Origin of the sequence: Streptomyces sp. NPDC005262 (assembly GCF_042872425.1) — a bacterium.
GTDB lineage: Bacteria > Actinomycetota > Actinomycetes > Streptomycetales > Streptomycetaceae > Streptomyces.
In genome coordinates this window covers 766,978-790,110 of sequence record NZ_JBIAKK010000001.1, presented here as the reverse complement: position 1 = coordinate 790,110, position 23,133 = coordinate 766,978, and the positions used below count along the sequence as shown (strand labels likewise).

General features: G+C 70.5%; 20 protein-coding genes. 15 read left to right on the top strand and 5 right to left on the bottom strand.

Annotated elements, in window-relative coordinates:
- Positions 1 to 74: 74 nt before the first annotated feature.
- From ACFYP5_RS03475 to sucD, 4 genes are all read left to right on the top strand, one after another.
- On the top strand, positions 75 to 1,151 hold the full coding sequence (locus ACFYP5_RS03475; RefSeq protein ID WP_389029964.1) for a hypothetical protein: 1,077 nt from the start codon (positions 75 to 77) through the stop codon (positions 1,149 to 1,151).
- 106 nt (positions 1,152 to 1,257) lie between these two features.
- Positions 1,258 to 2,484: a hypothetical protein gene (locus tag ACFYP5_RS03470; protein ID WP_389029962.1), complete on the top strand. Its 1,227-nt coding sequence runs from the start codon at positions 1,258 to 1,260 to the stop codon at positions 2,482 to 2,484.
- A gap of 360 nt (positions 2,485 to 2,844) precedes the next feature.
- Positions 2,845 to 4,026 carry an ADP-forming succinate--CoA ligase subunit beta gene (gene sucC / locus ACFYP5_RS03465; RefSeq protein WP_389029959.1) on the top strand — a complete coding sequence of 394 codons (1,182 nt, stop codon included), beginning with the start codon at positions 2,845 to 2,847 and terminating at the stop codon, positions 4,024 to 4,026.
- A gap of 20 nt (positions 4,027 to 4,046) precedes the next feature.
- A complete protein-coding gene (sucD, locus tag ACFYP5_RS03460; RefSeq protein WP_030914424.1) occupies positions 4,047 to 4,931 on the top strand; it encodes a succinate--CoA ligase subunit alpha in 885 nt (294 codons plus the stop codon).
- 125 nt (positions 4,932 to 5,056) lie between these two features.
- Here sucD and ACFYP5_RS03455 read toward each other — a convergent pair whose 3' ends face one another.
- Positions 5,057 to 5,980 carry a DNA-directed RNA polymerase sigma-70 factor gene (locus ACFYP5_RS03455; RefSeq protein WP_389029956.1) on the bottom strand — a complete coding sequence of 308 codons (924 nt, stop codon included), beginning with the start codon at positions 5,978 to 5,980 and terminating at the stop codon, positions 5,057 to 5,059.
- A gap of 229 nt (positions 5,981 to 6,209) precedes the next feature.
- Between ACFYP5_RS03455 and ACFYP5_RS03450 the strand changes: the two genes are divergently transcribed.
- On the top strand, positions 6,210 to 7,886 hold the full coding sequence (locus tag ACFYP5_RS03450; protein ID WP_389029953.1) for a DUF6350 family protein: 1,677 nt from the start codon (positions 6,210 to 6,212) through the stop codon (positions 7,884 to 7,886).
- Here ACFYP5_RS03450 and ACFYP5_RS03445 read toward each other — a convergent pair.
- Complete coding sequence (locus ACFYP5_RS03445; protein WP_389029951.1) at positions 7,876 to 8,787, bottom strand: hypothetical protein; 912 nt, start codon at positions 8,785 to 8,787, stop codon at positions 7,876 to 7,878. The genes ACFYP5_RS03450 and ACFYP5_RS03445 overlap by 11 nt on opposite strands.
- Positions 8,788 to 9,144: 357 nt before the next feature.
- Between ACFYP5_RS03445 and purN the strand changes: the two genes are divergently transcribed.
- Together purN and purH are read left to right on the top strand one after the other, a co-directional pair.
- Positions 9,145 to 9,801, top strand: a complete 657-nt coding sequence (purN, locus tag ACFYP5_RS03440; protein ID WP_389029949.1) for a phosphoribosylglycinamide formyltransferase — start codon at positions 9,145 to 9,147, stop codon at positions 9,799 to 9,801.
- Positions 9,788 to 11,341, top strand: a complete 1,554-nt coding sequence (purH, locus tag ACFYP5_RS03435; protein WP_389029947.1) for a bifunctional phosphoribosylaminoimidazolecarboxamide formyltransferase/IMP cyclohydrolase — start codon at positions 9,788 to 9,790, stop codon at positions 11,339 to 11,341. Before purN ends, purH begins: the two co-directional genes overlap by 14 nt.
- A 98-nt stretch (positions 11,342 to 11,439) precedes the next feature.
- On the opposite strand, the gene ACFYP5_RS03430 is transcribed toward purH, so the two are convergent.
- Positions 11,440 to 12,072, bottom strand: coding sequence for a hypothetical protein (locus ACFYP5_RS03430; protein WP_389029945.1), 633 nt, complete (start codon positions 12,070 to 12,072; stop codon positions 11,440 to 11,442).
- A gap of 237 nt (positions 12,073 to 12,309) precedes the next feature.
- Between ACFYP5_RS03430 and ACFYP5_RS03425 the strand changes: the two genes are divergently transcribed.
- The 5 genes from ACFYP5_RS03425 (at position 12,310) to ACFYP5_RS03405 (ending at position 18,537) form a co-directional block, all read left to right on the top strand.
- Positions 12,310 to 13,188 carry a bifunctional methylenetetrahydrofolate dehydrogenase/methenyltetrahydrofolate cyclohydrolase gene (locus tag ACFYP5_RS03425; protein ID WP_389029943.1) on the top strand — a complete coding sequence of 293 codons (879 nt, stop codon included), beginning with the start codon at positions 12,310 to 12,312 and terminating at the stop codon, positions 13,186 to 13,188.
- Positions 13,189 to 13,217: 29 nt separating this feature from the next.
- The gene (locus ACFYP5_RS03420) at positions 13,218 to 13,928 is read left to right on the top strand and encodes a DUF3017 domain-containing protein (protein WP_389029941.1); all 711 of its coding nucleotides are present in this window, start codon (positions 13,218 to 13,220) and stop codon (positions 13,926 to 13,928) included.
- Positions 13,929 to 14,132: 204 nt separating this feature from the next.
- Complete coding sequence (locus tag ACFYP5_RS03415) at positions 14,133 to 15,353, top strand: NADP-dependent isocitrate dehydrogenase (protein WP_389030738.1); 1,221 nt, start codon at positions 14,133 to 14,135, stop codon at positions 15,351 to 15,353.
- A 675-nt stretch (positions 15,354 to 16,028) separates the two neighbouring features.
- Positions 16,029 to 17,018, top strand: coding sequence for a malate dehydrogenase (locus ACFYP5_RS03410; RefSeq protein ID WP_389029939.1), 990 nt, complete (start codon positions 16,029 to 16,031; stop codon positions 17,016 to 17,018).
- 136 nt (positions 17,019 to 17,154) lie between these two features.
- Positions 17,155 to 18,537, top strand: coding sequence for a B12-binding domain-containing radical SAM protein (locus tag ACFYP5_RS03405; RefSeq protein ID WP_389029937.1), 1,383 nt, complete (start codon positions 17,155 to 17,157; stop codon positions 18,535 to 18,537).
- A 27-nt stretch (positions 18,538 to 18,564) separates the two neighbouring features.
- Here the strand turns inward: ACFYP5_RS03405 and ACFYP5_RS03400 are convergent, their stop codons facing one another.
- Positions 18,565 to 19,293 carry an isocitrate lyase/phosphoenolpyruvate mutase family protein gene (locus ACFYP5_RS03400; RefSeq protein WP_389029935.1) on the bottom strand — a complete coding sequence of 243 codons (729 nt, stop codon included), beginning with the start codon at positions 19,291 to 19,293 and terminating at the stop codon, positions 18,565 to 18,567.
- A 73-nt stretch (positions 19,294 to 19,366) separates the two neighbouring features.
- Positions 19,367 to 19,879, bottom strand: coding sequence for a carboxymuconolactone decarboxylase family protein (locus ACFYP5_RS03395; protein WP_389029932.1), 513 nt, complete (start codon positions 19,877 to 19,879; stop codon positions 19,367 to 19,369).
- A 47-nt stretch (positions 19,880 to 19,926) separates the two neighbouring features.
- Between ACFYP5_RS03395 and ACFYP5_RS03390 the strand changes: the two genes are divergently transcribed.
- The 3 genes from ACFYP5_RS03390 to ACFYP5_RS03380 all read left to right on the top strand — a co-directional run bounded on the left by ACFYP5_RS03390 (position 19,927) and on the right by ACFYP5_RS03380 (position 23,095).
- On the top strand, positions 19,927 to 21,330 hold the full coding sequence (locus ACFYP5_RS03390) for a PLP-dependent aminotransferase family protein (RefSeq protein WP_389029929.1): 1,404 nt from the start codon (positions 19,927 to 19,929) through the stop codon (positions 21,328 to 21,330).
- Positions 21,331 to 21,613: 283 nt separating this feature from the next.
- Positions 21,614 to 21,889 (top strand): hypothetical protein, encoded by a 276-nt coding sequence (locus ACFYP5_RS03385; RefSeq protein ID WP_030914471.1) that lies wholly within the window; start codon positions 21,614 to 21,616, stop codon positions 21,887 to 21,889.
- Between the two features lie 6 nt (positions 21,890 to 21,895).
- The gene (locus ACFYP5_RS03380; protein ID WP_389029927.1) at positions 21,896 to 23,095 is read left to right on the top strand and encodes a glutathionylspermidine synthase family protein; all 1,200 of its coding nucleotides are present in this window, start codon (positions 21,896 to 21,898) and stop codon (positions 23,093 to 23,095) included.
- Positions 23,096 to 23,133: the final 38 nt, after the last annotated feature.

Genomic DNA, 23,133 nt, shown 5'->3' with positions numbered 1-23,133 from the left:
GTGCAAGCATCGTCCCGTCGTCCGCGGAGGACTGCGTTCCGCACTCCGCGTCATCTGGGAGGGCTCACTCCGGCGTGACCGCTGCAGCTGTTCGTTCTGTCGCCGACCCGCGCCCGGTGCGCGGGCCGGTCGGCCGGCGCGCGCTGCAGGTGGTGCTGTTCCTCGGCGGACTGCTGGCCCTCGGCGTCGTCTTCGGAGCCGAGGCACATGCGGCGCAGGCACCCGTTCCGTCGCTTCCCGTCGCCGGGAAGGCAGTTGTGCACGGGGCAGGGGCGCAGGGCAGAGCCGCCGATGCGGCAGCCGAGCCCGTGGACGTGGCGAACGCCGAACCGGCGACGGGGATCCCGGACGCCTCCGCCCCGGCGCGGACACACGTTCCGACCGCAGAGCCGTCGGGCGCTCCGGCTGCTGAAACGCACGCCGGGCCGAAGGCCGCTTCCGTCACCGCCGCTTCCGTCACTTTGTCTCCCCGTGCCTCCGCGGCTCGCAGTGCCTCCACGGCTTCCAGTGCCTCCGTGTCCGCCGTCTCCTTCACCTCCAGCACCTCCGCCACGACCTCCGATTCCACCGACTCCGCGACGTCCGTCGCCGTTGCCGGTGCCCGGTCGGTCGTCAGGACGACGCGGAACACCGTCCGGCATCTCGCCCGGCCGGTCGGTGAGGTGGTCGAGGGCGTCGGCACAGCCGTCGACAGCGCTGCCGGAGTGCTCCCGGACATGTGGGCGCTGCCCGCCCGGCTGCTGCTTCCCCTCACAGCCGTCGAGCCCCCTGCCGATGGGCGCCCGGGCCACGGTTCCACCGGTGTCGGCGCCGCGCGCGCTGCCGCAGCCGCACCGCGCCCGGTCTGCGGGTACACCTCCGAGGCCGGCCAGGGCCGGAACTTCGCCGACCTGCTGAGCGGCACCTCCGCGAGCGGGACGGAGAGCCGGGTACCCGCGTACGGGCCGGCTCCCGAGCGGGCGCCCCTCGATCCCCGCGGTGGCTTCGTACACCCCTCCATCACCGAGGCCCATGGGCCACGCGGCGGCGAGCAGCACGCGGTTCCGTTCGCGGGCGGTGCCTCCTTCGGGCTCGTACGTGGTGCCGGTCTTCCGGCGACCGCCGCCCCGATGAGCGACCGGTCCGGCGACATCCTCGAATTCCCCGGCTAGGGCAGGCCGTTCCCCCGCCTCGACCTGCCGCGCGGGGGCGGAACAGGTCTGCCCGCTGTCCGGACGACTCCGGACCGTCGAAACGTATTCGAAGGATCTGACACACATGCACCAGAACATCCGCCGTTCCATAGCGGTCGCCGCCACGGCAACCGGAATGTGGGCCCTCGGGACCGCCGTAGCCAGTGCGGACGAGCTGCCTGTCTCCGTTCCGCTCTCCACCCCCGACAACGCGGCCGACGCGGTCGACGGCGTCGCGGAGCTCAAGGACACCGTGCGGACGGAGACCGCCGACGCGAAGGCAGCTGCCGGGGCCGTGGTCACGCAGGCGACGTCCGGCCCCGGCGCCAAGGCCGCCGGGCAGGTCGACCGCGTGAAGGGAGGTCTCGAGCGCCAGGTCGCCGGCGTGACAGGCAAGCTCACGGGCTCCGTCGACCGCGCCGACGGCGTGGACGTCCAGGACGCACGGACCGTGCAGAATCTGTCCGGTCTGTCCGGCACAGGCGCCCTGCAGGACCTGCAGGATCTGCAGAGCCTTCCCGGCCACGATGTCCCGGCCGCGCCCGACGCGCCGATCGACTACCTCTTCGGTCCGATCGAGCAGATCCCCGGCTACGTGCAGAGCGCCGCCGCCGGCACCGCGACCACCGCGCAGGGCACTGTCCAGGGCACCACCCAGGGCGCTCTCGCCCAAGCCGGACCGGTCGTCGCTCAGACCTCCGACGCCGTGCTCCCGCCCATCGCCGTCGAGGCGGTCTCCGCGGTGCTGCCGGTCGTCGACCAGGCGCTCGGAGACATCGGCACCCTGGTTCAGGGAGTGGTCTCCGAGGTCGCTCCGTTCGCCGACGGCGTCGTCGGGGAGGCCGCCCTGCCCTTCGGGCACGGCGTCACGGCCGAGGTCCAGCCGCTGACGTACGGCGCGGTCGGTGCGGTGCAACCGTTCGCCGGAGGTGTCGTCTCCGACGTGCAGCCGTTCGCCGGGAGCGTCGTCTCCGAGGTGGAGCCGTTCGCCGGGGCGGTCGTCTCCGACGTGCAGCCGTTCGCGGGGGGTGTGGTCTCCGGGGTGCAGCCGTTGGCTCAAGGGCTGACCGGTGACGCGGTCGCCCCGTTCGCACAGGGCGTCGCGACCCAGGTGATGCCGCTGGCGCAGGGCGTCGGCGCGCGGGTGCAGCCGTTCGCGGGCGGCGTCGTGGGCACGGCGGGCGGTGACACGCGCCCGGCCGTGGACGACGCGGCGCACGGTGTGCAGGGTCTGACATCGATCGCCCCCGACTTCGTCACCGACGTGGTGCCGTCCTCCACCGCTCCGCAGTACCCGGCCCAGGGGATCTGAGACCTCTCGGACCTCTGAGGGCAGTCCCCGGCCCGTCGCCGGGCGGTTCCCCGTCGTGTTCGGACCACTCCGTCCGGACCACGGGCACCGCCCGGCCCCGGGTCGCCTCTCCTCACCACCGCTCACGTGCCGTTTTGTCCACTGCGACGCGGCTACCAGCATGATCTGTGACCGTAATCACCGCCCAGGTGTGAGCTGCGATTTAGGGTCCTGTGGAGCTCGGGGATAACCTGCGAGATGGACATGCCGCGTAACCGGACACCGTGTGCGCCTTCCTTGTGACAGAGCAGTCACGTTGCCCCTCGCGGCACGCCCACGCAGAAAACGAACCGCGAGACCACTGAAAAGGGACGGACGCGCGTGGACCTGTTCGAGTACCAGGCGAGGGACCTCTTCGCCAAGCACGGTGTACCGGTGCTGGCCGGTGAAGTCATTGACACGCCTGAGGCAGCCCGCGAGGCGACCGAGCGGCTGGGCGGCAAGTCTGTCGTCAAGGCGCAGGTGAAGGTCGGCGGCCGCGGCAAGGCCGGCGGCGTCAAGCTGGCCGCCACCCCCGACGAGGCGGTCGCCCGTGCGACCGACATCCTCGGCATGGACATCAAGGGCCACACGGTCCACAAGGTGATGATCGCCGAGACCGCGCCGGAGATTCTTGAGGAGTACTACGTCTCGTACCTCCTCGACCGCACCAACCGCACCTTCCTGGCCATGGCCTCGGTGCAGGGTGGCATGGACATCGAGGAGGTCGCGGAGAATACCCCCGAGGCCCTCGCGAAGGTCCCGGTCGACTCCAACACCGGAGTCACGATCGAGAAGGCCCGCGAGATCGTCGCCCAGGCGAAGTTCCCGGCCGAGGTGGCCGAGAAGGTCGCCGAGGTCATGGTGACGCTGTGGGACACCTTCGTCGCCGAGGACGCGCTCCTCGTCGAGGTCAACCCGCTCGCCAAGGTCGCCTCCGGCGACGTCCTGGCGCTGGACGGCAAGGTGTCTCTCGACGAGAACGCCGACTTCCGTCAGCCCGGCCACGAGGCACTCGAGGACAAGGCCGCGGCCAACCCGCTCGAGGCTGCCGCCAAGGCCAAGAACCTCAACTACGTCAAGCTCGACGGCGAGGTCGGCATCATCGGTAACGGTGCCGGTCTGGTCATGTCGACGCTGGACGTCGTCGCGTACGCCGGTGAGCACCACGGCAACGTGAAGCCCGCCAACTTCCTCGACATCGGTGGCGGTGCCTCCGCCGAGGTCATGGCGAACGGCCTCGAGATCATCCTCGGCGACCCGGACGTCAAGTCCGTCTTCGTCAACGTCTTCGGTGGCATCACCGCGTGTGACGAGGTCGCCAACGGCATCGTCCAGGCTCTGGCGCTCCTGAAGTCGAAGGGCGAAGAGGTCACCAAGCCGCTGGTCGTGCGCCTCGACGGCAACAACGCGGAGCTGGGTCGCAAGATCCTTTCCGACGCCAACCACCCGCTCGTGCAGCGCGTGGACACCATGGACGGCGCGGCCGACAAGGCCGCTGAGCTCGCCGCGGCTGCGAAGTAAGGACGAGGGACTCCAATACCATGGCTATCTTCCTCACCAAGGACAGCAAGGTCATCGTCCAGGGGATGACCGGTGCCACCGGCATGAAGCACACCAAGCTCATGCTCGCCGACGGCACCAACATCGTCGGTGGCGTGAACCCGCGCAAGGCCGGCACGACCGTCGACTTCGACGGCACCGAGGTACCGGTCTTCGGCTCCGTCGCCGAGGCGATGGAGAAGACGGGCGCGAACGTGTCCGTCCTCTTCGTGCCGCCGGCCTTCGCCAAGGCCGCCGTCGTCGAGGCGATCGACGCCGAGATCCCCCTCGCCGTCGTGATCACCGAGGGCATCGCCGTCCACGACTCGGCCGCCTTCTGGGCGTACGCCGGCTCGAAGGGCAACAAGACCCGGATCATCGGCCCGAACTGCCCCGGCCTGATCACCCCCGGCCAGTCCAACGCCGGCATCATCCCGGGCGACATCACCAAGCCCGGCCGCATCGGTCTCGTGTCGAAGTCCGGCACGCTGACCTACCAGATGATGTACGAGCTCCGTGACATCGGCTTCTCGTCCGCCGTCGGCATCGGTGGCGACCCGGTCATCGGCACGACGCACATCGACGCCCTCGAGGCGTTCGAGGCCGACCCCGAGACCGACCTGATCGTCATGATCGGCGAGATCGGTGGCGACGCCGAGGAGCGCGCGGCGGACTTCATCGCGAAGAACGTCACCAAGCCGGTCGTCGGTTACGTCGCGGGCTTCACCGCCCCCGAGGGCAAGACCATGGGCCACGCCGGCGCCATCGTCTCCGGCTCCTCCGGCACCGCCCAGGCGAAGAAGGAGGCCCTCGAGGCCGCCGGCGTCAAGGTCGGCAAGACGCCGACCGAGACCGCCAAGCTGGCGCGCGAGATCCTCGGTGCCTGACAGCTGCGTCGCAGCCGATCAGCTGTATCGCTGATCGCGTCCACTGCGCGGGCCCGTATCCCCTTTCGGGGGTACGGGCCCGCGCCGTTTCGATCCGTTTCGATCCAGGCGTGACGCAGGGTCGGTCACCGTAGTTGCGGGACGAGCCGCGCGGGGCCGTGAACGAGCTCTTCGTCGAGCTTCCTCTGCATCTCCAGGTCCTGCGTCGTCAGCCGCTGCGGACCACCGCGGGGCGGCACGCCCCCGACCTGCTCGGCGGGCGAGGGCGGCTTCTCGTACCGCGGCGGAGCGGTCACCATGGTGACCGCCGCCAGGCCGACGAGCACTGCCGTGAGGGCGATGGCCGCCTGTGTCCAGAGTCTGGCCTTGTTCTCGCTGCTGGTGCGGACCGCATGGGGAGTGAGCAGCGGGGCCACGGGCTGGGCGAGGGCGAGCGTGCCCAGCTGTTCGTGCAGCAGCGCGGACTCCTCGTCGGGCGAGAGCGGGGTCGCCGGCTCGGGCATCCGCTCGGTGACCGCGGCCCGCGCGGTCACCAGCCTGCCCGCCGCCGCCGCGGTGCTCGCCTCCGTCTCCGCTGCGGTGTCCGGCAGACCCAGGCCGACACCGTCGTGGAGCAGAAGGGTGCGCCGGTACGCCGGCGGCAGGTCGAGCAGCGCGTCGAGCAGGGCTCGTGAGCCGGGATCGGCTGCCGACTGCCGGTCCGGGTGGCGGTAGGCGCGGCGCAGCCGGTGCCAGGGCGACATCGCGTACTCGTACGCGGCCGCCCGCACCCAGCCGGCCGGGTCCCGGTCGACCGCCACCTCGGGCCAGCGCTGCCAGGCCTGCTCGAAGGCCCGCTCGACGGACTCCTTGGCGAGGTCCGGGTGACCGGTCAGCAGATATGTCTGCCGGAAGAGGGCGGTGGCGAGGCCGACGTAGAGGTCATCGAATGCATCGGCGGGGGTCGGGCCGGTCGAATTCGAGTCCGTGGGGGCTGTGGGGGCTGTGGGGGCGGAGGAGACGGGTGGGATGGGCTGGTCCCGGGTGGTGCCGGGGTCGGTCGGGGCCATGGTGGTGCTCCCGGTGGCTTGGGTTCGGGCGGCCGGAGACTGCGTAGCTCCTAGGAGGAGGGCAGCGGTGAGGGGGCGGCCGCATCGGTGGCGCCGTGAGTCATGAAGGTCCCCTGGCGGACCCGAATAGGGCCAATAAGTACATAAACGTATATTGAGCGACACGGCGGCTATCCGCCCGTTACACGAAAAAAGTGCGTGTCGTTGGGAGCATTGCGATGTGACCCAAATGACCGAACGCACCCCGTCGTTGTCGGCTGAGCGGGGCCGGTCCGCCGTGCTGGTCTCCGCCTTTCTTCGGGGCATGCTTGCCGGGGGGCTCGGGCTCGGCTCGCTGGCCGTGCTCGTCATGATGGTGTGGATCAGCTCCCCGGCCTCCGACAGCGGCCCCGGCGGCGCCTTGCATGCCGCAGCGGGGATCTGGCTGCTGGCGCACGGCGCCGTACTCGTCAGAACCGACACCCTCAGCGGCGCCCCCGCCCCCGTCGGTGTGGTCCCGCTACTGCTCACCGCTGTGCTGATGTGGCTGGTGCATCGGGCCGCCTGCGATGTGATGGAGCCCGACGACGAGGGGCCGACCCCACCCTCGGCCGGGAGCGTCTTCTGTCTGGTGACCGGCGGCTATCTGCTGGTCGCGACGGTTGTCGCGTTCTATGCGAAGAGCGGCTCGATGGGTGCGCGGCCGTCCTCGCTCCTGTTCCCGCTGGTTCCCGCGGTGGCGGGTGCGGCGGGAGCGGGCGTGTGGACGGCGGCCGGGCGTCCGATCGCGCCACCGTCCTGGGCGCCGGTACGACTGCACGAGGCGATGGCGCGGACCCGGTTCGCGGAGCGGGCGGAGGCGGTGTTCCGGGCGGCGGCGGCCGGGACGGCGGTGCTGCTGGGCGGCGGCGCGCTGCTGGTCGCGGCGTCACTGGTGTGGCACGCGGAGCAGGTACAGGCATCGTTCCTGGGGCTCTCCGGCGACTGGGCGGGCCGGTCCGCGGTGCTGCTGCTGGCGATGGCGCTCGTGCCGAACGCGGCGGTGTGGGGAGCTGCCTACGGGCTCGGGCCCGGCTTCGCACTGGGTACGGCGTCCACGGTCACCCCGCTCGCCTTCACCGGGCGACCGGCGCTGCCGGACTTCCCCCTGCTGGCGGCGGTACCGGCCCACGGCCCCGGGACGCTCCTGAACTGGGCGGCCGCGGCGGTTCCGGTCGCGGCCGGGGTGGCGATCGCTCGGTTCGCCGGGCGTGACGGGGAGGCATGCGGTCTGTGGGAGACCGCGCTGACAGCTGCCCTGGCGGCGGTGGGATGCGGTGTCGGGACGGCGGCGCTGACCGCCGCTGCGGGCGGACCGATGGGTACCGGGGCGCTGGCCGAGTTCGGCCCGGCCTGGTGGCTCACGGGGGCGGCGGCGCCGGCGTGGACGGCGCTGATCGGTGTCCCCGGGGCACTGCTGCTACGGGCTTGGCGGCTGCGGCAGTACGCCGACGACGGGAGCGGGGGAGGGGAGGTCAGGTCGGTGCTCGACTTCCTGGCCGATGTGGAGGCTGCGGAGCGGCGCCGGAGCGGTCCGCGGTGGTGGCGCAGGCGTGGGGGCGAGGATGCGGCCGAGGCGTCGGAGTCAGGACCCGGCACCGGAACGGGCGCGGAAACCGGACCCCCGGCCGGGGCCGGTTCCGGATCCGTGTCACCGCCTTCGCCGTCCGGGCCCGTGCCCGGGGCGGCGTCCTGGTACCAGGAGGATGCGGGCGCCGTGCCGTACGACTTTCTGCCGACCGACCCGTGGCACGAGCGGACGGCCGGGGATTCCCCCTGGGCATCCGGGGGTTCCCCCTGGGTAGCGCTCCCCAAGGTCCCGGGGACGCCGCCGGCCCGGCCTCCGGAGGCCGGGCCGGCGAACAGTCCGGAAAGTGCTAGTTCTTGACGCCGAAGAACGGCTCCAGCGGCTTCGGCAGCAGGTCGTTGCAGGCCAGCTGTCCGGACTTGGTGAGGGCGTCGTTCACGCAGGTGTAGTAGTCGCGGTAGACCAGCTGCACCGTGAACGTCATCGCGACGATCGAGAGCGCGAGCAGCGCCGTGACGAGACCGCTGACCGCAGCCGTCGTCTGCGGCTTGCCCTGGCCCTGTGCGTACGGGGCGGCGGTCCCGGCTCCGGGAGCCGGCCCCCCGGCCGGAGCGGAACCGGAACCGGAACGCGCACCGGCGGTCCTGTCGGCGCTCTCCGTCGCCGTTGCGGTCCTCGGCTTGGCGCGCAGCGAGCTGATCGACCAGTACACGGCGAGTGCGCCGAGCAGCAGAGCGATCTCCGGGAAGTCGAAGATCGCGAAGAAGAAGGCCCACATGCCGGCCAGCAGTGCGTAGCGGGCGCGCCGCTGGGCGGGGTCGGTCGGATCCCAGCGCAGCCCGCCGGGACCGCCCTCGGGGCCGCCCTGACCGCCTGGACCGTTCGGGCCGCCCTGGCCGCCCGGACGACCGCCGAAACCGCCGCTCTGGCGGCCCGGCTGGTGGTTGCTCCACTGGCTGCCCCAGACCGGCCGGTCGTCGGAGGAGCCGCCGTCGGGCGACCCCTCACCGTTCCCGTTCGCACCCTCGTCCCCGCTCCCGTTGGAGCCGGGCGACGGGCGGCGCGGCCGCCACGGCTGGTCGGGGCGGTTCTCCGGCGGGGGGGCGAAGGGGTTGTCGTCCTTCTTGTTCGAGGAGTCCGACGAATCCGAAGGATCCGAGGACGAGGAGGAGCCCGTCGGGGACTGGCGTTCCCGCAGCAGCAGTGAGGTCCGCTCGGGCAGCGGGTGGCGGAAGGCGGTGCGGCGGCGTCGGTCCGGCATATGGTGAACGTCTTCCCCATCTCGTCATTTCCGCCCTGACGGACGGTCGCTGTCCCCTGACGCTACCTCCCGGCCAGGAGGGGCCGAAAGCTGGGAGCACGACGCCGGAGGCCGATATCTTCCGCCCGGACCCACTCCCTCTGCGATCTCTCCCTCGATCTCCCTTGGATCTCCCCTGTGATCCGGCCCCTCACCCCCGTCCAGTGGGGGTCCCCCGATGTGCCGGTATCGTTGCTGGCGGTCGGCTCCTTCGTAGAGTTCCCCGTATCAAGGGGCGCGATTCTTTCGTACGACCCTACAAATAACGACCCTACAAACAGCGTCGCTCTGCTTCACCACGCGAGAAAGGGCCCAGCCGTGGCCTCCCCGCCCCCTCCCGCCGGTCCGGCCCGCCTGGTCGTGCTGGTCTCCGGTTCCGGTACGAACCTCCAAGCCCTGCTCGATGCGATCGGCGACGACCCTGCGGGCTTCGGCGCCCAGGTCGTCGCGGTCGGCGCCGACCGCGACGGCATCGTCGGTCTGGAACGGGCGGAGCGCGCCGGGCTGCCGACCTTCGTCTGCAAGGTCAGGGACTACGCCACCCGCGAGGAGTGGGACGCGGCGCTCGCCGCCGCCACCGCCGCGCACCGCCCGGACCTCGTGGTGTCCGCGGGCTTCATGAAGATCGTGGGCAAGCGGTTCCTCGCCGAGTTCGGCGGCCGGTTCGTCAACACCCACCCCGCCCTGCTCCCCAGCTTTCCCGGTGCCCACGGGGTGCGTGACGCCCTCGCGTACGGCGCGAAGGTCACCGGGTGCACCGTCCACTTCGTCGACGACGGCGTCGACACCGGTCCGATCATCGCGCAGGGCGTGGTCGAGGTGACCGAAGAGGACACGCCGGAGGGCGAAGCCGCTCTCCACGAACGCATCAAGGAAGTCGAGCGCAAGCTGCTCGTCGAGGTCGTGGGGCGGCTCGCCCATAACGGCTATCGCATTGAGGGACGAAAGGTTCATCTCGGTCATGTCGGTGAATAAGCCCATCCGCCGCGCCCTGGTCAGCGTCTACGACAAGACGGGGCTCGAAGACCTCGCCCGCGGTCTGCACGAGGCGGGCGTCGAGCTCGTCTCCACCGGCTCGACCGCCGGGAGGATCGCCGCCGCCGGCGTGCCGGTCACCAAGGTCGAGGAGCTCACCGGCTTCCCCGAGTGCCTCGACGGCCGCGTCAAGACGCTGCACCCGCGCGTACACGCCGGCATCCTCGCCGACCTGCGCCTGGACGCCCACCGCGAGCAGCTCGCCGAACTCGGTGTCGAGCCCTTCGACCTCGTCGTCGTCAACCTGTACCCGTTCAAGGAGACCGTCGCCTCCGGCGCCTCCGCCGACGAGTGCGTGGAGCAGATCGACATCGGCGGCCCGTCGATGGTCCGCGCCGCGGCCAAGAACCACCCGTCCGTGGCCGTCGTCACGAGCCCTGACCGGTACGCCGACGTCCTCGCCGCGGTCAAGGCGGGCGGCTTCGACCTGACGACCCGCAAGCGGCTCGCCGCCGAGGCGTTCCAGCACACGGCCGCGTACGACGTGGCCGTCGCCTCCTGGTTCGCGGACGACTACGCCGCCGCCGACGACACGGGCTTCCCCGACTTCTTCGGTGCGACGTACGAGCGCAGCAACGTCTTGCGGTACGGCGAGAACCCGCACCAGCCCGCCGCGCTCTACACGTCCGGTACCGGCGGCCTGGCCGAGGCGGAGCAGCTGCACGGCAAGGAGATGTCGTACAACAACTACACCGACACGGATGCCGCGCGCCGTGCCGCGTACGACCACGCCGAGCCGTGCGTCGCGATCATCAAGCACGCCAACCCGTGCGGCATCGCGATCGCCGACGACGTCGCCGAGGCGCACCGCAACGCGCACGCCTGCGACCCGCTGTCGGCCTTCGGCGGTGTCATCGCCGTAAACCGTCCGGTGACCGTCGCCATGGCCGAGCAGGTCGCGGAGATCTTCACCGAGGTCATCGTCGCCCCGGCGTACGAGGACGGCGCGGTCGAGATCCTCGCCCGCAAGAAGAACATCCGCGTGCTGCGCTGCCCCGACGCCCCGACGTCCACGGTCGAGGTCAAGCCGATCGACGGCGGCGCGCTGCTCCAGGTCACCGACCGGCTCCAGGCCGACGGCGACGACCCGGCCAACTGGACCCTCGCCACCGGTGAGGCGCTCTCCGAGGACGAGCTCGCCGAGCTCGCGTTCGCCTGGAAGGCCTGCCGCGCGGTCAAGTCCAACGCGATCCTGCTCGCCAAGGGCGGCGCCTCGGTCGGCGTCGGCATGGGCCAGGTCAACCGCGTCGACTCCGCGAAGCTCGCCGTCGAGCGGGCCGGCGAGGAGCGTGCGCGCGGTGCGTACGCCGCTTCGGACGCGTTCTTCCCGTTCCCGGACGGTCTGGAGATCCTGACCGCTGCCGGCATCAAGGCCGTGGCCCAGCCCGGCGGTTCGGTCCGTGACGAGCTGGTCGTCGAGGCCGCGAAGAAGGCGGGCGTGACGATGTACTTCACGGGTACGCGGCACTTCTTCCACTGAGCGGCATGAACGCAGAGGGCGCCCCCGGAGCTGGTCTCCGGGGGCGCCCTCTGCGCTGTTCGACATGCCGGCCGTTGCCGGTGCCTGTCCTGAGCGGATCAGTACTGCGGCTGCTGCTGGCGGTTGAACCAGGCGCCACCGTCCTGCTTCGCTACGAAGACGATGATCAGGACGGCGAGAACCGTGTGGACGAGGCCGAAGATGATGAACGGGTAGATACCGAGGATCGCGGTAATCACACCGAAGACCATGGCCGTGATGCGGATGCCGTTGGTGCCCTTGCCGAACTTCACGGCGAGGAACACGGCGAAGACGCCCCACAGCACCGCGAAGGCCACAATGGCCCACAGGGCGTTGCCCGAGTAGTCGGCGAGCTGCTGGAACTGGACATCTTCCTTGAGCGACGCGTCGTTCTTGGCGGCGTTCACGGCCACAGCAGCGATCGCGAAGACAATCGCGCCGATGACCTGTAGGCCGGCGATCACGTAGAGCATGACGCGGGCTGCCTTCACGCCTCCCGGCATCTCCTGCGGGGCGCCCGGGATGCCGTAACCGGCCTGGACGGGCGGTGCCGCGGGGTAGCCGTAACCCTGCTGTGGAACACCCTGCGGGGCCTGCTGGGGGTAGCCGTAGCCCGGCTGCCCGCCCTGCGGGGCCTGCTGGGGGTAGCCGTAGCCCGGCTGCCCGCCCGGCTGCTGACCGTAGGGGTTGTTCGGGTCGCCGTTGCTCATGGCGAAATTCCTCCGTTGCGAAAGTGTGGGGACGATGCGGTCCGGACGGAGGAATCATGCGCAATCAGAACGGTCTGTCCCCCCGACACTGCCCGCGGTACTGCGCGGCTCATCGTGGTCTTGACGTCGGCTTTTTGTCCAGTCGATTGCCGTATGTGTTGTGCAAGCGCAATCTGATGGCCACTGTGGCGACCCAGAATTGGTATGCGGGTGGGGTCATCCGCGAGGATGGGCACTATGACTGCCCAGATTCTCGATGGCAAGGCCACCGCAGCCGCGATCAAGTCCGATCTGACCGTCCGCGTGGCGGCCCTCAAGGCACAGGGCATCACCCCTGGCCTGGGAACCCTGCTCGTCGGGGACGACCCGGGCAGCAGGTGGTACGTCAACGGCAAGCACCGCGACTGCGCTCAGGTCGGCATCGGCTCCATCCAGCGCGAACTCCCCGACACCGCCACCCAGGAGGAGATCGAGGACGTCGTACGGGAGCTCAACGCCGACCCCGACTGCACGGGATACATCGTGCAGCTCCCTCTCCCCAAGGGCATCGACACCAACCGTGTCCTGGAACTGATGGACCCGGCCAAGGACGCCGACGGTCTGCACCCGATGAACCTCGGCCGGCTCGTCCTGAACGAGACGGGCCCGCTGCCGTGCACCCCGCAGGGCGTCGTCCAGCTGCTCCGCCACCACGACGTCGAGATCAACGGGGCGCACGTCGTCGTCGTCGGCCGCGGTGTCACCATCGGCCGTTCGATCCCGCTGCTGCTGACCCGTAAGTCCGAGAACGCCACCGTCACCCAGTGCCACACCGGCACGCGTGACCTCGCCGCCCAGATCAAGCAGGCCGACATCATCGTCGCCGCCGCGGGTTCGCCGCACATCATCAGGCCCGAGTACGTGAAGCCGGGCGCGGCCGTGCTCGACGTGGGCGTCAGCCGGGACGAGGAGGGGAAGATCGTCGGCGATGTGCACCCCGGGGTGGCCGAGGTCGCCGCGTGGATCTCCCCGAACCCGGGCGGTGTCGGCCCGATGACCCGTGCCCAGCTGCTCGTCAACGTGGTCGAGGCGGCCGAGCGCGATGCGGCTGCCGCGACTTCCGTATCCGCCGACTGAGCCGACCGACCTGATCCGGAAGGAACCCCATGGGTGCTGGTACGAGTCCGGCCGACCCGGCCGCCGCGGCGGACCGGGCGATTCCGGTGCCGCCGGGCGGAGACGCGCGCGGTGCGGATGAGCGTGCCGAGGACGTGCCTGGCGAGGGTGTGGGCGCTGCGGTCGAGGGAGCCGGTGCCGAGGGACCGGACGCCGGGCCTGCGGGTGAAGAGGCCACGGACGGCGAAGCCGCGGACGGCGAAACCGCTGCCGAGGTGACGGCCGAAGACGCGGGCGTCGGCCCCGGCGGCGATCCCGCTGACGGCGACTCGGCTCCCGGCGACGGCCCGCGTGTCGAGCCCCGCCCGTCGCGGCGGTTCCCCTCGTTCACCCGGGACACCGCGCGCCCCGAGGGCGGCGGCAGGGCGGCGTCCGGGGACGCGCCCGCCCCGGCCCGCCAGTGGCCACTGCTCGCCGTGCTCTGCACCGCCGGGATCGGCCTGCTGATCGTTGCCGTCAACCCCTTCGGGCAGGCTTTCAGGATCGGCACGATACTGATCGGCGTCGCCCTCATCGGTGGAGCCGTGCTGCGCTGCGTGGTTCCCTCGGTGGGCATGCTGGCGGTCCGTTCCCGGTTCACCGACCTGGTGACGTACGGACTGCTGGGCGTTCTGATCGTGCTGCTCGCACTCGTGGCGCAGCCCAAGCCGTGGCTGGACGTACCGTTCCTGGAACACGCGGTCCGCTTCACGATCCGCTGACCCCCGTACGGCGCCGAGTACATCCGGCGCCGGGTGCGTCCAGGAAGCCACGTACTCCTCGTAGCGCCGAACCGGCCCCCTCGCACCCACCCCGGGTGCGAGGGGGCCGCGTCGTTTGCGCAGCAGACCGTGGCCATTTATCTCGATGTCGAGTATCTTGGCGTCGAGATAATTTACCGAACCACGGAAGGGGCGTTCCACTCCATGGTCAAGATCAAGGTGGTCAACCCCGTCGTCGAGCTCGACGGTGACGAGATGACCCGCATCATCTGGTCCTTCATCAAGGGCCGGCTGATCCTCCCGTACCTCGATGTCGAGCTGAAGTACTTCGATCTGGGCATCGAGCACCGCGACGCCACCGACGACCAGGTCACGGTCGACGCCGCCCACGCCATCAAGCAGTACGGCGTCGGGGTCAAGTGCGCCACGATCACGCCGGACGAGGGCCGGGTCGAGGAGTTCGGCCTGAAGGCCATGTACCGCTCGCCGAACGGCACGATCCGCAACATCCTCGGCGGCGTCGTCTTCCGCGAGCCGATCATCATGGAGAACGTGCCCCGTCTCGTCCCGGGCTGGACCAAGCCCGTCGTCGTCGGCCGTCACGCCTTCGGCGACCAGTACCGTGCCACCGACCTGAAGATCCCGGGGCCGGGCACGCTCACCATGACGTTCACCCCGAAGGACGGCTCCGAGCCGGTCGAGGTCGAGGTACACGAGTTCCCGGACGCCGGTGTCGCACTGTCGATGTACAACCACGACGAGTCGATCCGCGACTTCGCGCGCACCTCGTTCCGCTACGGTCTGGACCGGGGGTACCCGGTGTACATGTCCACGAAGAACACGATCCTCAAGAAGTACGACGGTCGTTTCAAGGACGTCTTCCAGGAGGTCTTCGACGCCGAGTTCGCCGCGGAGTTCGCGAAGGCCGGACTCACCTACGAGCACCGTCTGATCGACGACATGGTCGCCTCGGCGCTCAAGTGGGAGGGCGGCTACGTCTGGGCGTGCAAGAACTACGACGGCGACGTCCAGTCCGACACCGTCGCGCAGGGATTCGGCTCGCTCGGCCTGATGACGTCGGTCCTCATGTCACCCGACGGCAGGACCGTCGAGGCCGAGGCCGCGCACGGCACGGTCACCCGTCACTACCGCCGGCACCAGCAGGGCGAGGCGACATCGACCAACCCGATCGCGTCGGTCTTCGCCTGGACCCGCGGTCTCGCGCACCGCGGCAAGCTGGACGGCACGCCCGAGGTCATCGCGTTCGCCGAGGCGCTGGAGCGAGTCTGCGTCGAGACCGTCGAGGGAGGCCGGATGACGAAGGATCTGGCGCTGCTGATCTCCGAGGACGCCCCCTGGCTGACCACGGAACAGTTCCTGGACGCGCTGGACGTCAGCCTCCAGCAGGAGATGGCATCGCGCTGAGTTCTGCCCGAGTTCTGCCGGAGCTCGGCCCGGCGGCCTTCCGTCCCGCAGGCGGTGTCCGCCCCCTCCCCCGATAAGGGACGGACACCTGCGGCCGGGGCCCACGGGAGCGAAAAAGCTCCGGAAAGTGGTGACTTGAGCGGCCTTGCCCCGACCTGGATCAAGCCTTGTCGACGGGGAACGACGGTTCAAGGAAACCCTGTGGCCTGTGGCACGGAAGTGACCATTCCGGCACGGTGTGATCGCCGCGCAACGGCGGCAGGCCGGCGCAACGCAGGGCAGGGCAGGAGAGGGGGCGCGCGACGGTGCGAGCCGGACTCTCGAATGATTCGGTGCGCTCTCTCCGTCACCGCAGGAGGGGCCGCGGGGCAGCACCACGCGGTGGCGCCGGCACGCACACGGACGCGTACACCCCCGTGATCGCCGGCAGGAAGGCCGCGGAGGCCAGGGTCTGCGCGCGCGTCCGGGACGAAGGAGTGCACCGTCGCCGCCGGACGAGACACGGTCGCGGTGAGCGGTGCGTGACCGGTTGTGTGCGGTGCCACAGGGGGCCGGGCGGCCGGGAGGTTCCGGGTCGGATAGCCTGATCGCTGGATATCTCTTCACATCAAGATTCAGGGATGTCCAGCACCAGGGGCAGGGACCCCCACCGCCAGCTGTCTAACGGAGATCGCCATGACCCGCACTCCCGTGAATGTCACCGTGACCGGCGCAGCCGGCCAGATCGGCTACGCGCTGCTCTTCCGCATCGCCTCCGGCCACCTGCTCGGCCCGGACGTGCCGGTCAACCTGCGTCTCCTGGAGATCCCGCAGGGCCTGAAGGCCGCCGAGGGCACCGCGATGGAGCTCGACGACTGCGCCTTCCCGCTGCTGCGCAACATCGAGATCACGGACGACGCCAACGTCGGCTTCGCCGGTGCGAACGTCGCTCTGCTCGTCGGCGCCCGCCCCCGTACGAAGGGCATGGAGCGCGGCGACCTGCTCTCCGCCAACGGCGGCATCTTCAAGCCGCAGGGCAAGGCCATCAACGACAACGCCGCGGACGACATCAAGGTCCTCGTCGTCGGCAACCCGGCCAACACCAACGCGCTCATCGCGCAGGCCGCCGCCCCGGACGTACCGGCCGAGCGCTTCACCGCGATGACCCGCCTGGACCACAACCGCGCGATCTCGCAGCTGGCCGCCAAGACCGGCGCCGCCGTGTCCGACATCAAGAAGCTGACGATCTGGGGCAACCACTCGGCGACCCAGTACCCGGACATCTTCCACGCGGAGGTGGCCGGCAAGAACGCCGCCGAGCTCGTCAACGACGAGGCGTGGCTGGCCGACACCTTCATCCCGACCGTTGCCAAGCGCGGCGCCGCGATCATCGAGGCCCGTGGCGCGTCCTCGGCCGCCTCGGCCGCCAACGCCGCCATCGACCACGTGTACACCTGGGTCAACGGCACCGCCCCCGGCGACTGGACCTCGATGGGTATCCCGTCGGACGGCTCCTACGGTGTGCCCGAGGGCCTCATCTCGTCCTTCCCGGTCACCACGAAGGACGGCAAGTACGAGATCGTCCAGGGCCTGGACATCAACGAGTTCTCCCGTGCGCGTATCGACGCGTCGGTGCAGGAGCTCGCCGAGGAGCGCGACGCGGTTCGCGAGCTCGGTCTGATCTGATCCGTACGCCTCCTGGCGCGTACCTCACCGCCCCCGGCAGCACTCGCTGCCGGGGGCGGCCGCGTTCGCACCGGGCCGCCGGCGGGAACGTCCGTGAGCGGGAACTGCGGATACGGCTTGCGCCGTCTGGGCTGTCATGCGCGTGACGATGATTCTTCCGGCCCTGACCGAGGCGACCAGCCCGCTCTTCCGGCCGATCAAGTACTCGCTCTTCCCGCCGCTCGGCCTGGCGACCCTCGCCGGCTACCTGGATCCGGACGATGAGGTGACGCTCCTCGACGAGCATGTCGAACGGGTCGACATCGAGGCGCTCGACAGCCCCGATCTGCTGGTCGTCCAGCCGTACATCACCTCCGCCCGGCGCAGCTACGAGATAGCCGACCACTTCCGCGCCCGGGGTGTCCACGTCGCCATGGGCGGCCTCCACGTGACCTCGCTCCCGGACGAGGCGTCGGCGCACGCGGACACGATCTTCACCGGGCCGGGGGAGGACACCTGGCCGCTGTTCCTGAAGGAGTTCCGGGACGGTGCGCCGGGCCGTCGGTACGACTCCAGGCTGCGCACCCTGGCCGGACTGCCACCCGTACGACGGGACCTGATCAAGCGGAACCTGTACCTGGTGCCCAACTCGATCGTCGTCTCGCGCGGCTGCCCGCACCACTGCGACTTCTGCTACAAGGACGCGTTCTTCGAGGGCGGGAAGTCCTTCTACACGCAGGCCGTGGACGACGCTCTTGCCGAGATCGAGCGGCTGCCCGGCAAGCACCTGTACTTCCTCGACGATCATCTGCTCGGCAACCGGCGCTTCGCCGAGGCGCTCTTCGACGGGATGGCCGGAACGGGGCGGCTCTGGCAGGCGGCCGGCACCGTGAAGTCCGTCCTCCAGCCCGACCTGCTGGAGCGGGCCGTGGACGCGGGGCTGCGGAGCCTCTTCGTCGGCTTCGAGACCGTCAACAGCGCGAATCTCGCCGAACGCCGCAAGGACCAGAACATCGGCAAGGACTACGCGGCCGCCGTCCGCCGGCTCCATGACGCCGGGGTCATGGTCAATGCCAGTTTTGTCTTCGGTCTCGACCACGACGGCCCGGACGTCTTCGACCGGACGGTGGAGTGGGCCGTCGAGCAGGGCATCGAGACGGCCACCTTTCACATCATGACGCCGTATCCGTCCACCGGCCTGTGGAAGCAGATGGAGGCCGAGGACCGGATCGTCCACCGGGACTGGGATCTCTACGACACCCGCCATGTCGTCCACCGTCCGAAGGGGATGACCCCGCGTCAGCTGGAGGACGGCTACTGGCGTGCGTACCGGGACTTCTACCGCTGGTCGAACATCTGGCGCGGCGCGGCCGCACAGCCGGGCACGCACGAGCGGCTGAGGCACTTGGCGTACGCCGGCGGCTGGAAGAAGTTCGAACCCGCATGGGACGCCCTGATCCGCTCCCGCAACGTGGTGCGGGCCATGCCGATGCTGGAACGGACCCTTGCTGCCTTCGGAGGCAGACAGGCCCACGGCTAGGTCCTGGCGGGCTCGGTGCGCGGGCGGCTAGAGCGCGTGCAACCGGTCGGCGATCCTGCGGACGGCTGCCATGGACTGGCGCTGCAGCCCGGGGCCGAACGTGATGCGGGCGGCGCCCAGTTCGCCGAGCCGGCGCGGGGTCGGGCCGTCCGGCAGGGCGAAGACGTTGAGCGGCGCCGGGATGGCGGCGGCCAGACGGGGAAGGGACTCGGGCGGTGCGGCGATCGGGTAGAGGCAGTCCGCACCGGCTGCCGCATACAGCCGGGCGCGGGCGATCGTCTCCGTCTCCGGGTCGGTGCCGTCCGGGACGCCGCGCACGTACGTGTCGACGCGAGCGTTGACGAAGAGCTGATCGCCCGCGACGCCGCGTACCTCCGCCAGCCGGTCCGCCTGCCGCTGCGGGTCCATCAGGACGCCGTCGGCCGAGTCCTCAAGGTTGCAGCCGACCGCACCGGTGTCGAGGAGCCGCCTCACGAGTTCCTTCGGCGACAGCCCGTAACCGGCCTCGATGTCCGCCGAGACGGGTACGGGAACGGCGCGCACGATCCGGGCCACGGCCGCGAACATCTCGGCGGCCGGTGTCGCTCCGTCCTCGTACCCGAGCGAGGCCGCGACCCCGGCGCTCGGCGTGGCGAGCGCCGGGAAACCGGCGTCGGCGAAGACACGGGCGCTCGCGGCGTCCCATGGACCGGGGAGGACCAGCGGGTCTCCTGGGGTGCGGCCGTGGTGCAGGTCGCGGAAGACGGAGACGGTCATCGCGGGGCTCCCGGGAGGGGCGAGGCGGCGGAGGGGCGGTGCGGCGGCGGGGCGGCGACGCTACGCGGTCCGGTCAGTGCTTCGTGTCGCTGGGAGTGTAGTGGCCGGGGACCATGCGGGTGGCCACGGAGAACCGGTTCCAGGCGTTGATCACCGTGATGGCAGCGATCAGCTGGGCCAACTCGGCCTCGTCGAAGTGTTTTGCGGCCCTCTCGTACACGTCGTCCGGCACGAAACCGTCGGTCAGGACCGTCACGGCCTCCGTCAGCTCGATCGCCGCGATCTCCCTCTCCGTGTAGAAGTGCCGCGACTCCTCCCAGGCGCTGAGCTGGACGATCCGCTCGATCGACTCGCCCGCCGCGAGCGCGTCCTTGGTGTGCATGTCGAGGCAGAACGCGCAGTGATTGAGCTGCGAGGAACGGATCTTCACCAGCTCGGCGAGGATCGGGTCCAGGCCCTTACTTGATGCTGTCTCCAGCCGGACCATGGCCTTGAAGACATCGGGGGCGAGCTCGGCCCACTGCAGGCGGGGGCTGTGCTCGGGGGCGTAGTCGGAGGTCGGGTGGTTGTGCTCGTTCGTTGTCATGGGTACCACGCTACGGTGCAGATGGCGCAGGAGTATGGTCCATTTCCATGACGGATTCATGGGCCGCTTTGGGAGCCGACCTGCACATCGACCCGGCAGGCGCGGCGGGGCTGCGGGCCGGGTTGATGAGCGCGCTGCGGGAGGCGGTACGGACCGGGCGGCTGACGCCCGGGACCCGGCTGCCCTCGTCCCGCACGCTCGCCGCCGACCTGGGGATCGCCCGGAACACCGTGGCCGACGCCTACGCCGAGCTGGTCGCCGAGGGCTGGCTCACCGCCCGGCAGGGTTCGGGCACCCGGGTCGCGCAGCGGGCCGAGCCACGTCGACCGGTTGCGACGGCCCCGCGCTCCCGGCCGGTGCGGCGTGGTCCCGCCTACAGCCTGATGCCCGGCTCGCCCGACCTGTCGACGTTCCCGCGCGCCGACTGGCTCAAGGCGGCCCGGCGCGCCCTGACCGCCGCGCCCAACGACGCCTTCGGGTACGGCGATCCACGCGGGCGCATCGAGCTGCGCACCGTCCTGGCCGACTATCTGGCGCGGGCCCGCGGGGTGTACGCGGCCCCGGAGCGGATCGTGATCTGTTCCGGCTTTCTCCACGGGCTGATGCTGATGGGGAAGGTGCTGCGGAAGCGGCGGGTGCGGGAGGTGGCTGTCGAGTCGTACGGACTGGACGCGCACTGGAATCTGCTCGCGGACGCCGGCCTGCGCACGCCCTGCCTGCCGCTCGACGGACTCGGTTGCCGGACCGGGGAGCTGACCGGGATGCGCGGGGTGGGTGCGGTGCTGATGACTCCCGCGCACCAGTTCCCGACAGGGGTGCCGCTCCATCCCGACCGGCGGGCCGCGGCCGTGGACTGGGCGCGGGGTGCGGGCGGTCTGATCCTGGAGGACGACTACGACGGCGAGTTCCGCTACGACCGGCAGCCGGTCGGCGCCCTCCAGGGCCTCGACCCGGAACGGGTCGTCTACATGGGGACGACCAGCAAGTCCCTGGCGCCGGGGCTGCGACTGGCCTGGATGGTGCTGCCGCAGGAACTCGTGAAGGAGGTGGCCGAGGCGAAGGGCGAAATCGACTGGGTGTCGAGCGCGCCGGACCAGCTGACGCTCGCGGAGTTCATCGGGTCCGGCGCGTACGACCGTCATGTGCGCTCGATGCGGCTGCGCTACCGACGGCGCCGGGACCAGCTCGTCGCGGCGCTGGCGGAACAGGCCCCCGCGCTGCGGATCAGCGGGATCGCCGCCGGTCTGCACGCCGTCCTCGAACTCCCGGACGGCAGCGAGCGATCGGTGATCCAGGCCGCGGCCTTTCAGGGACTGGCCCTGGAAGGCATGTCCCGCTTCCGGCACGCGGACGCCGAGGCGGGAAACGACGCGCTGGTCATCAGCTACGGCGCCCCGACCGACAGCGCCTGGGCGGGCGCTCTGGAAGCACTCTGCCGGGTGCTGTCGTAGTAACCGGACCCCCGGCCGGCGCCCTCGCGCGCACCCGCCATCCGCGCGCCCCGACGCCGGCATCCGTGTCTTTCCGGCCCCGCGCCGGCCCGTGCGGCAACGGCCTGGAGAACGGAGGCCGTACCGGAGCACACCGCGAAACCGGGTGTGCAGATCAGCCCAAAAAGCACATGAGGACTCCACGGGGCGGTCCGCACCGCACCCGGTTCCCGCCTTCCCGGGCGGCCATCTAATCTGACGGACGGTCCTACGGCTGTAACGGAACCATGGGGGAGACGGAAGCATGGCCAAGCGCAGGGTGAGGTCGAGCACGGTGGTGCTCGGTTCCATGGGGGTTCTCGCGGCGGCGATCACCTCGTGCGGATCGGAGCCGGACAAGCGGTGTGTGGACCCGGTGACCCACTCCAAGCTGCCCAGTTACGAGTGCAAGAGCAGCAGCGGTCACGGCACTTACTACTACGGCGGCAGCTCCAAGGGCGGCAAGGTCCAGGGCGGTAGTTTCGACAAGTCCGCCGTCGATCGCGGCGGCTTCGGCTGCTCCGGTACGGGCGGCGGCTGACCGGTCATGGAACGCCGCACCACCGAACCGCGACCCCGTTGGCAGGAGACCGTCGAGGAGCAGGGGATCGTCTATCCGCTGACCCGTTACCCCGACGGATCGCTGCGCCCCTACTGGGACGAGAGCGCGTACTACGTCTTCTCGCTCCCCGAGGTCGAGGCGCTGGAGGACGTGGTCGAGGAACTGCACACGATGTGCCTGGCCGCCGCCGCGCACATCGTCGAGCACGACCGCTTCGCCGACCTCGGCATCACCGACCGGCGACTGGCCGCTCTGATCACCGAGTCGTGGCAGCGCCGCGCCGAACTGCCGTCACTGTACGGCCGGTTCGACCTGCGCTACGACGGAACCGGTCCGGCGAAGATGCTGGAGTACAACGCCGACACCCCTACCTCACTCGTGGAGGCGGCCAGTGCCCAGTGGTTCTGGATGGAAGACCGCTTCCCGGACGCCGACCAGTGGAACTCCCTTCATGAACGTCTCGTCGCGGCATGGAAGCGACAGGCCGCACTGCTGCCACCGGGACCGCTGCATTTCGCCCACTCCGAGGGGGACGAACTCGGTGAGGATCTGATGACGGTCGCGTATCTCCGCGAGACCGCCCAACAGGCCGGGATCGACACGGAGGCGCTGTCCGTGGAAAAGATCGGCTGGGACCGGCTGACCGGACGGTTCGTCGACGATCGGCTCCGCTTCATCCGTAGCTGCTTCAAGCTCTACCCGTGGGAGTGGCTGGCGACCGATCGTTTCGGCCCCCATGTCCTGGACACCCTCGACAACGGCGGCGGCACGGGCACCACCTGCTGGATCGAGCCCGCCTGGAAGATGCTCCTCTCCAACAAGGCGCTGCTGGCCATCCTCTGGGAGCTCTATCCGGGTCACCCGAATCTGCTGCCCTCCTATCTCGACGGTCCTCGCGAACTGGCCGGGGACGGGACCGGCGGTGGTGGCAACGGCTATGTCGCCAAGCCGCTGCTCGGCCGTGAGGGCGCCGGTGTCACCATCCATGAGCCGGGAAGCCCCGTGGTGATACGGGACGAGCCTTGCTGCTACCAGGAGCTGGCCCCGCTGCCGGACTTCGACGGCAACCGGGTCGTGCTGGGCGCCTGGGTCGTCGAGGACGAGTCCGCGGGGCTCGGCATCCGGGAATCGGCGGGTCCGGTGACCGACGAGTACGCACGCTTCCTGCCCCACGTCATCCTGTAGCGACACCGGTGGGGCGGGCCGGGCCGGCCCCACCGGTC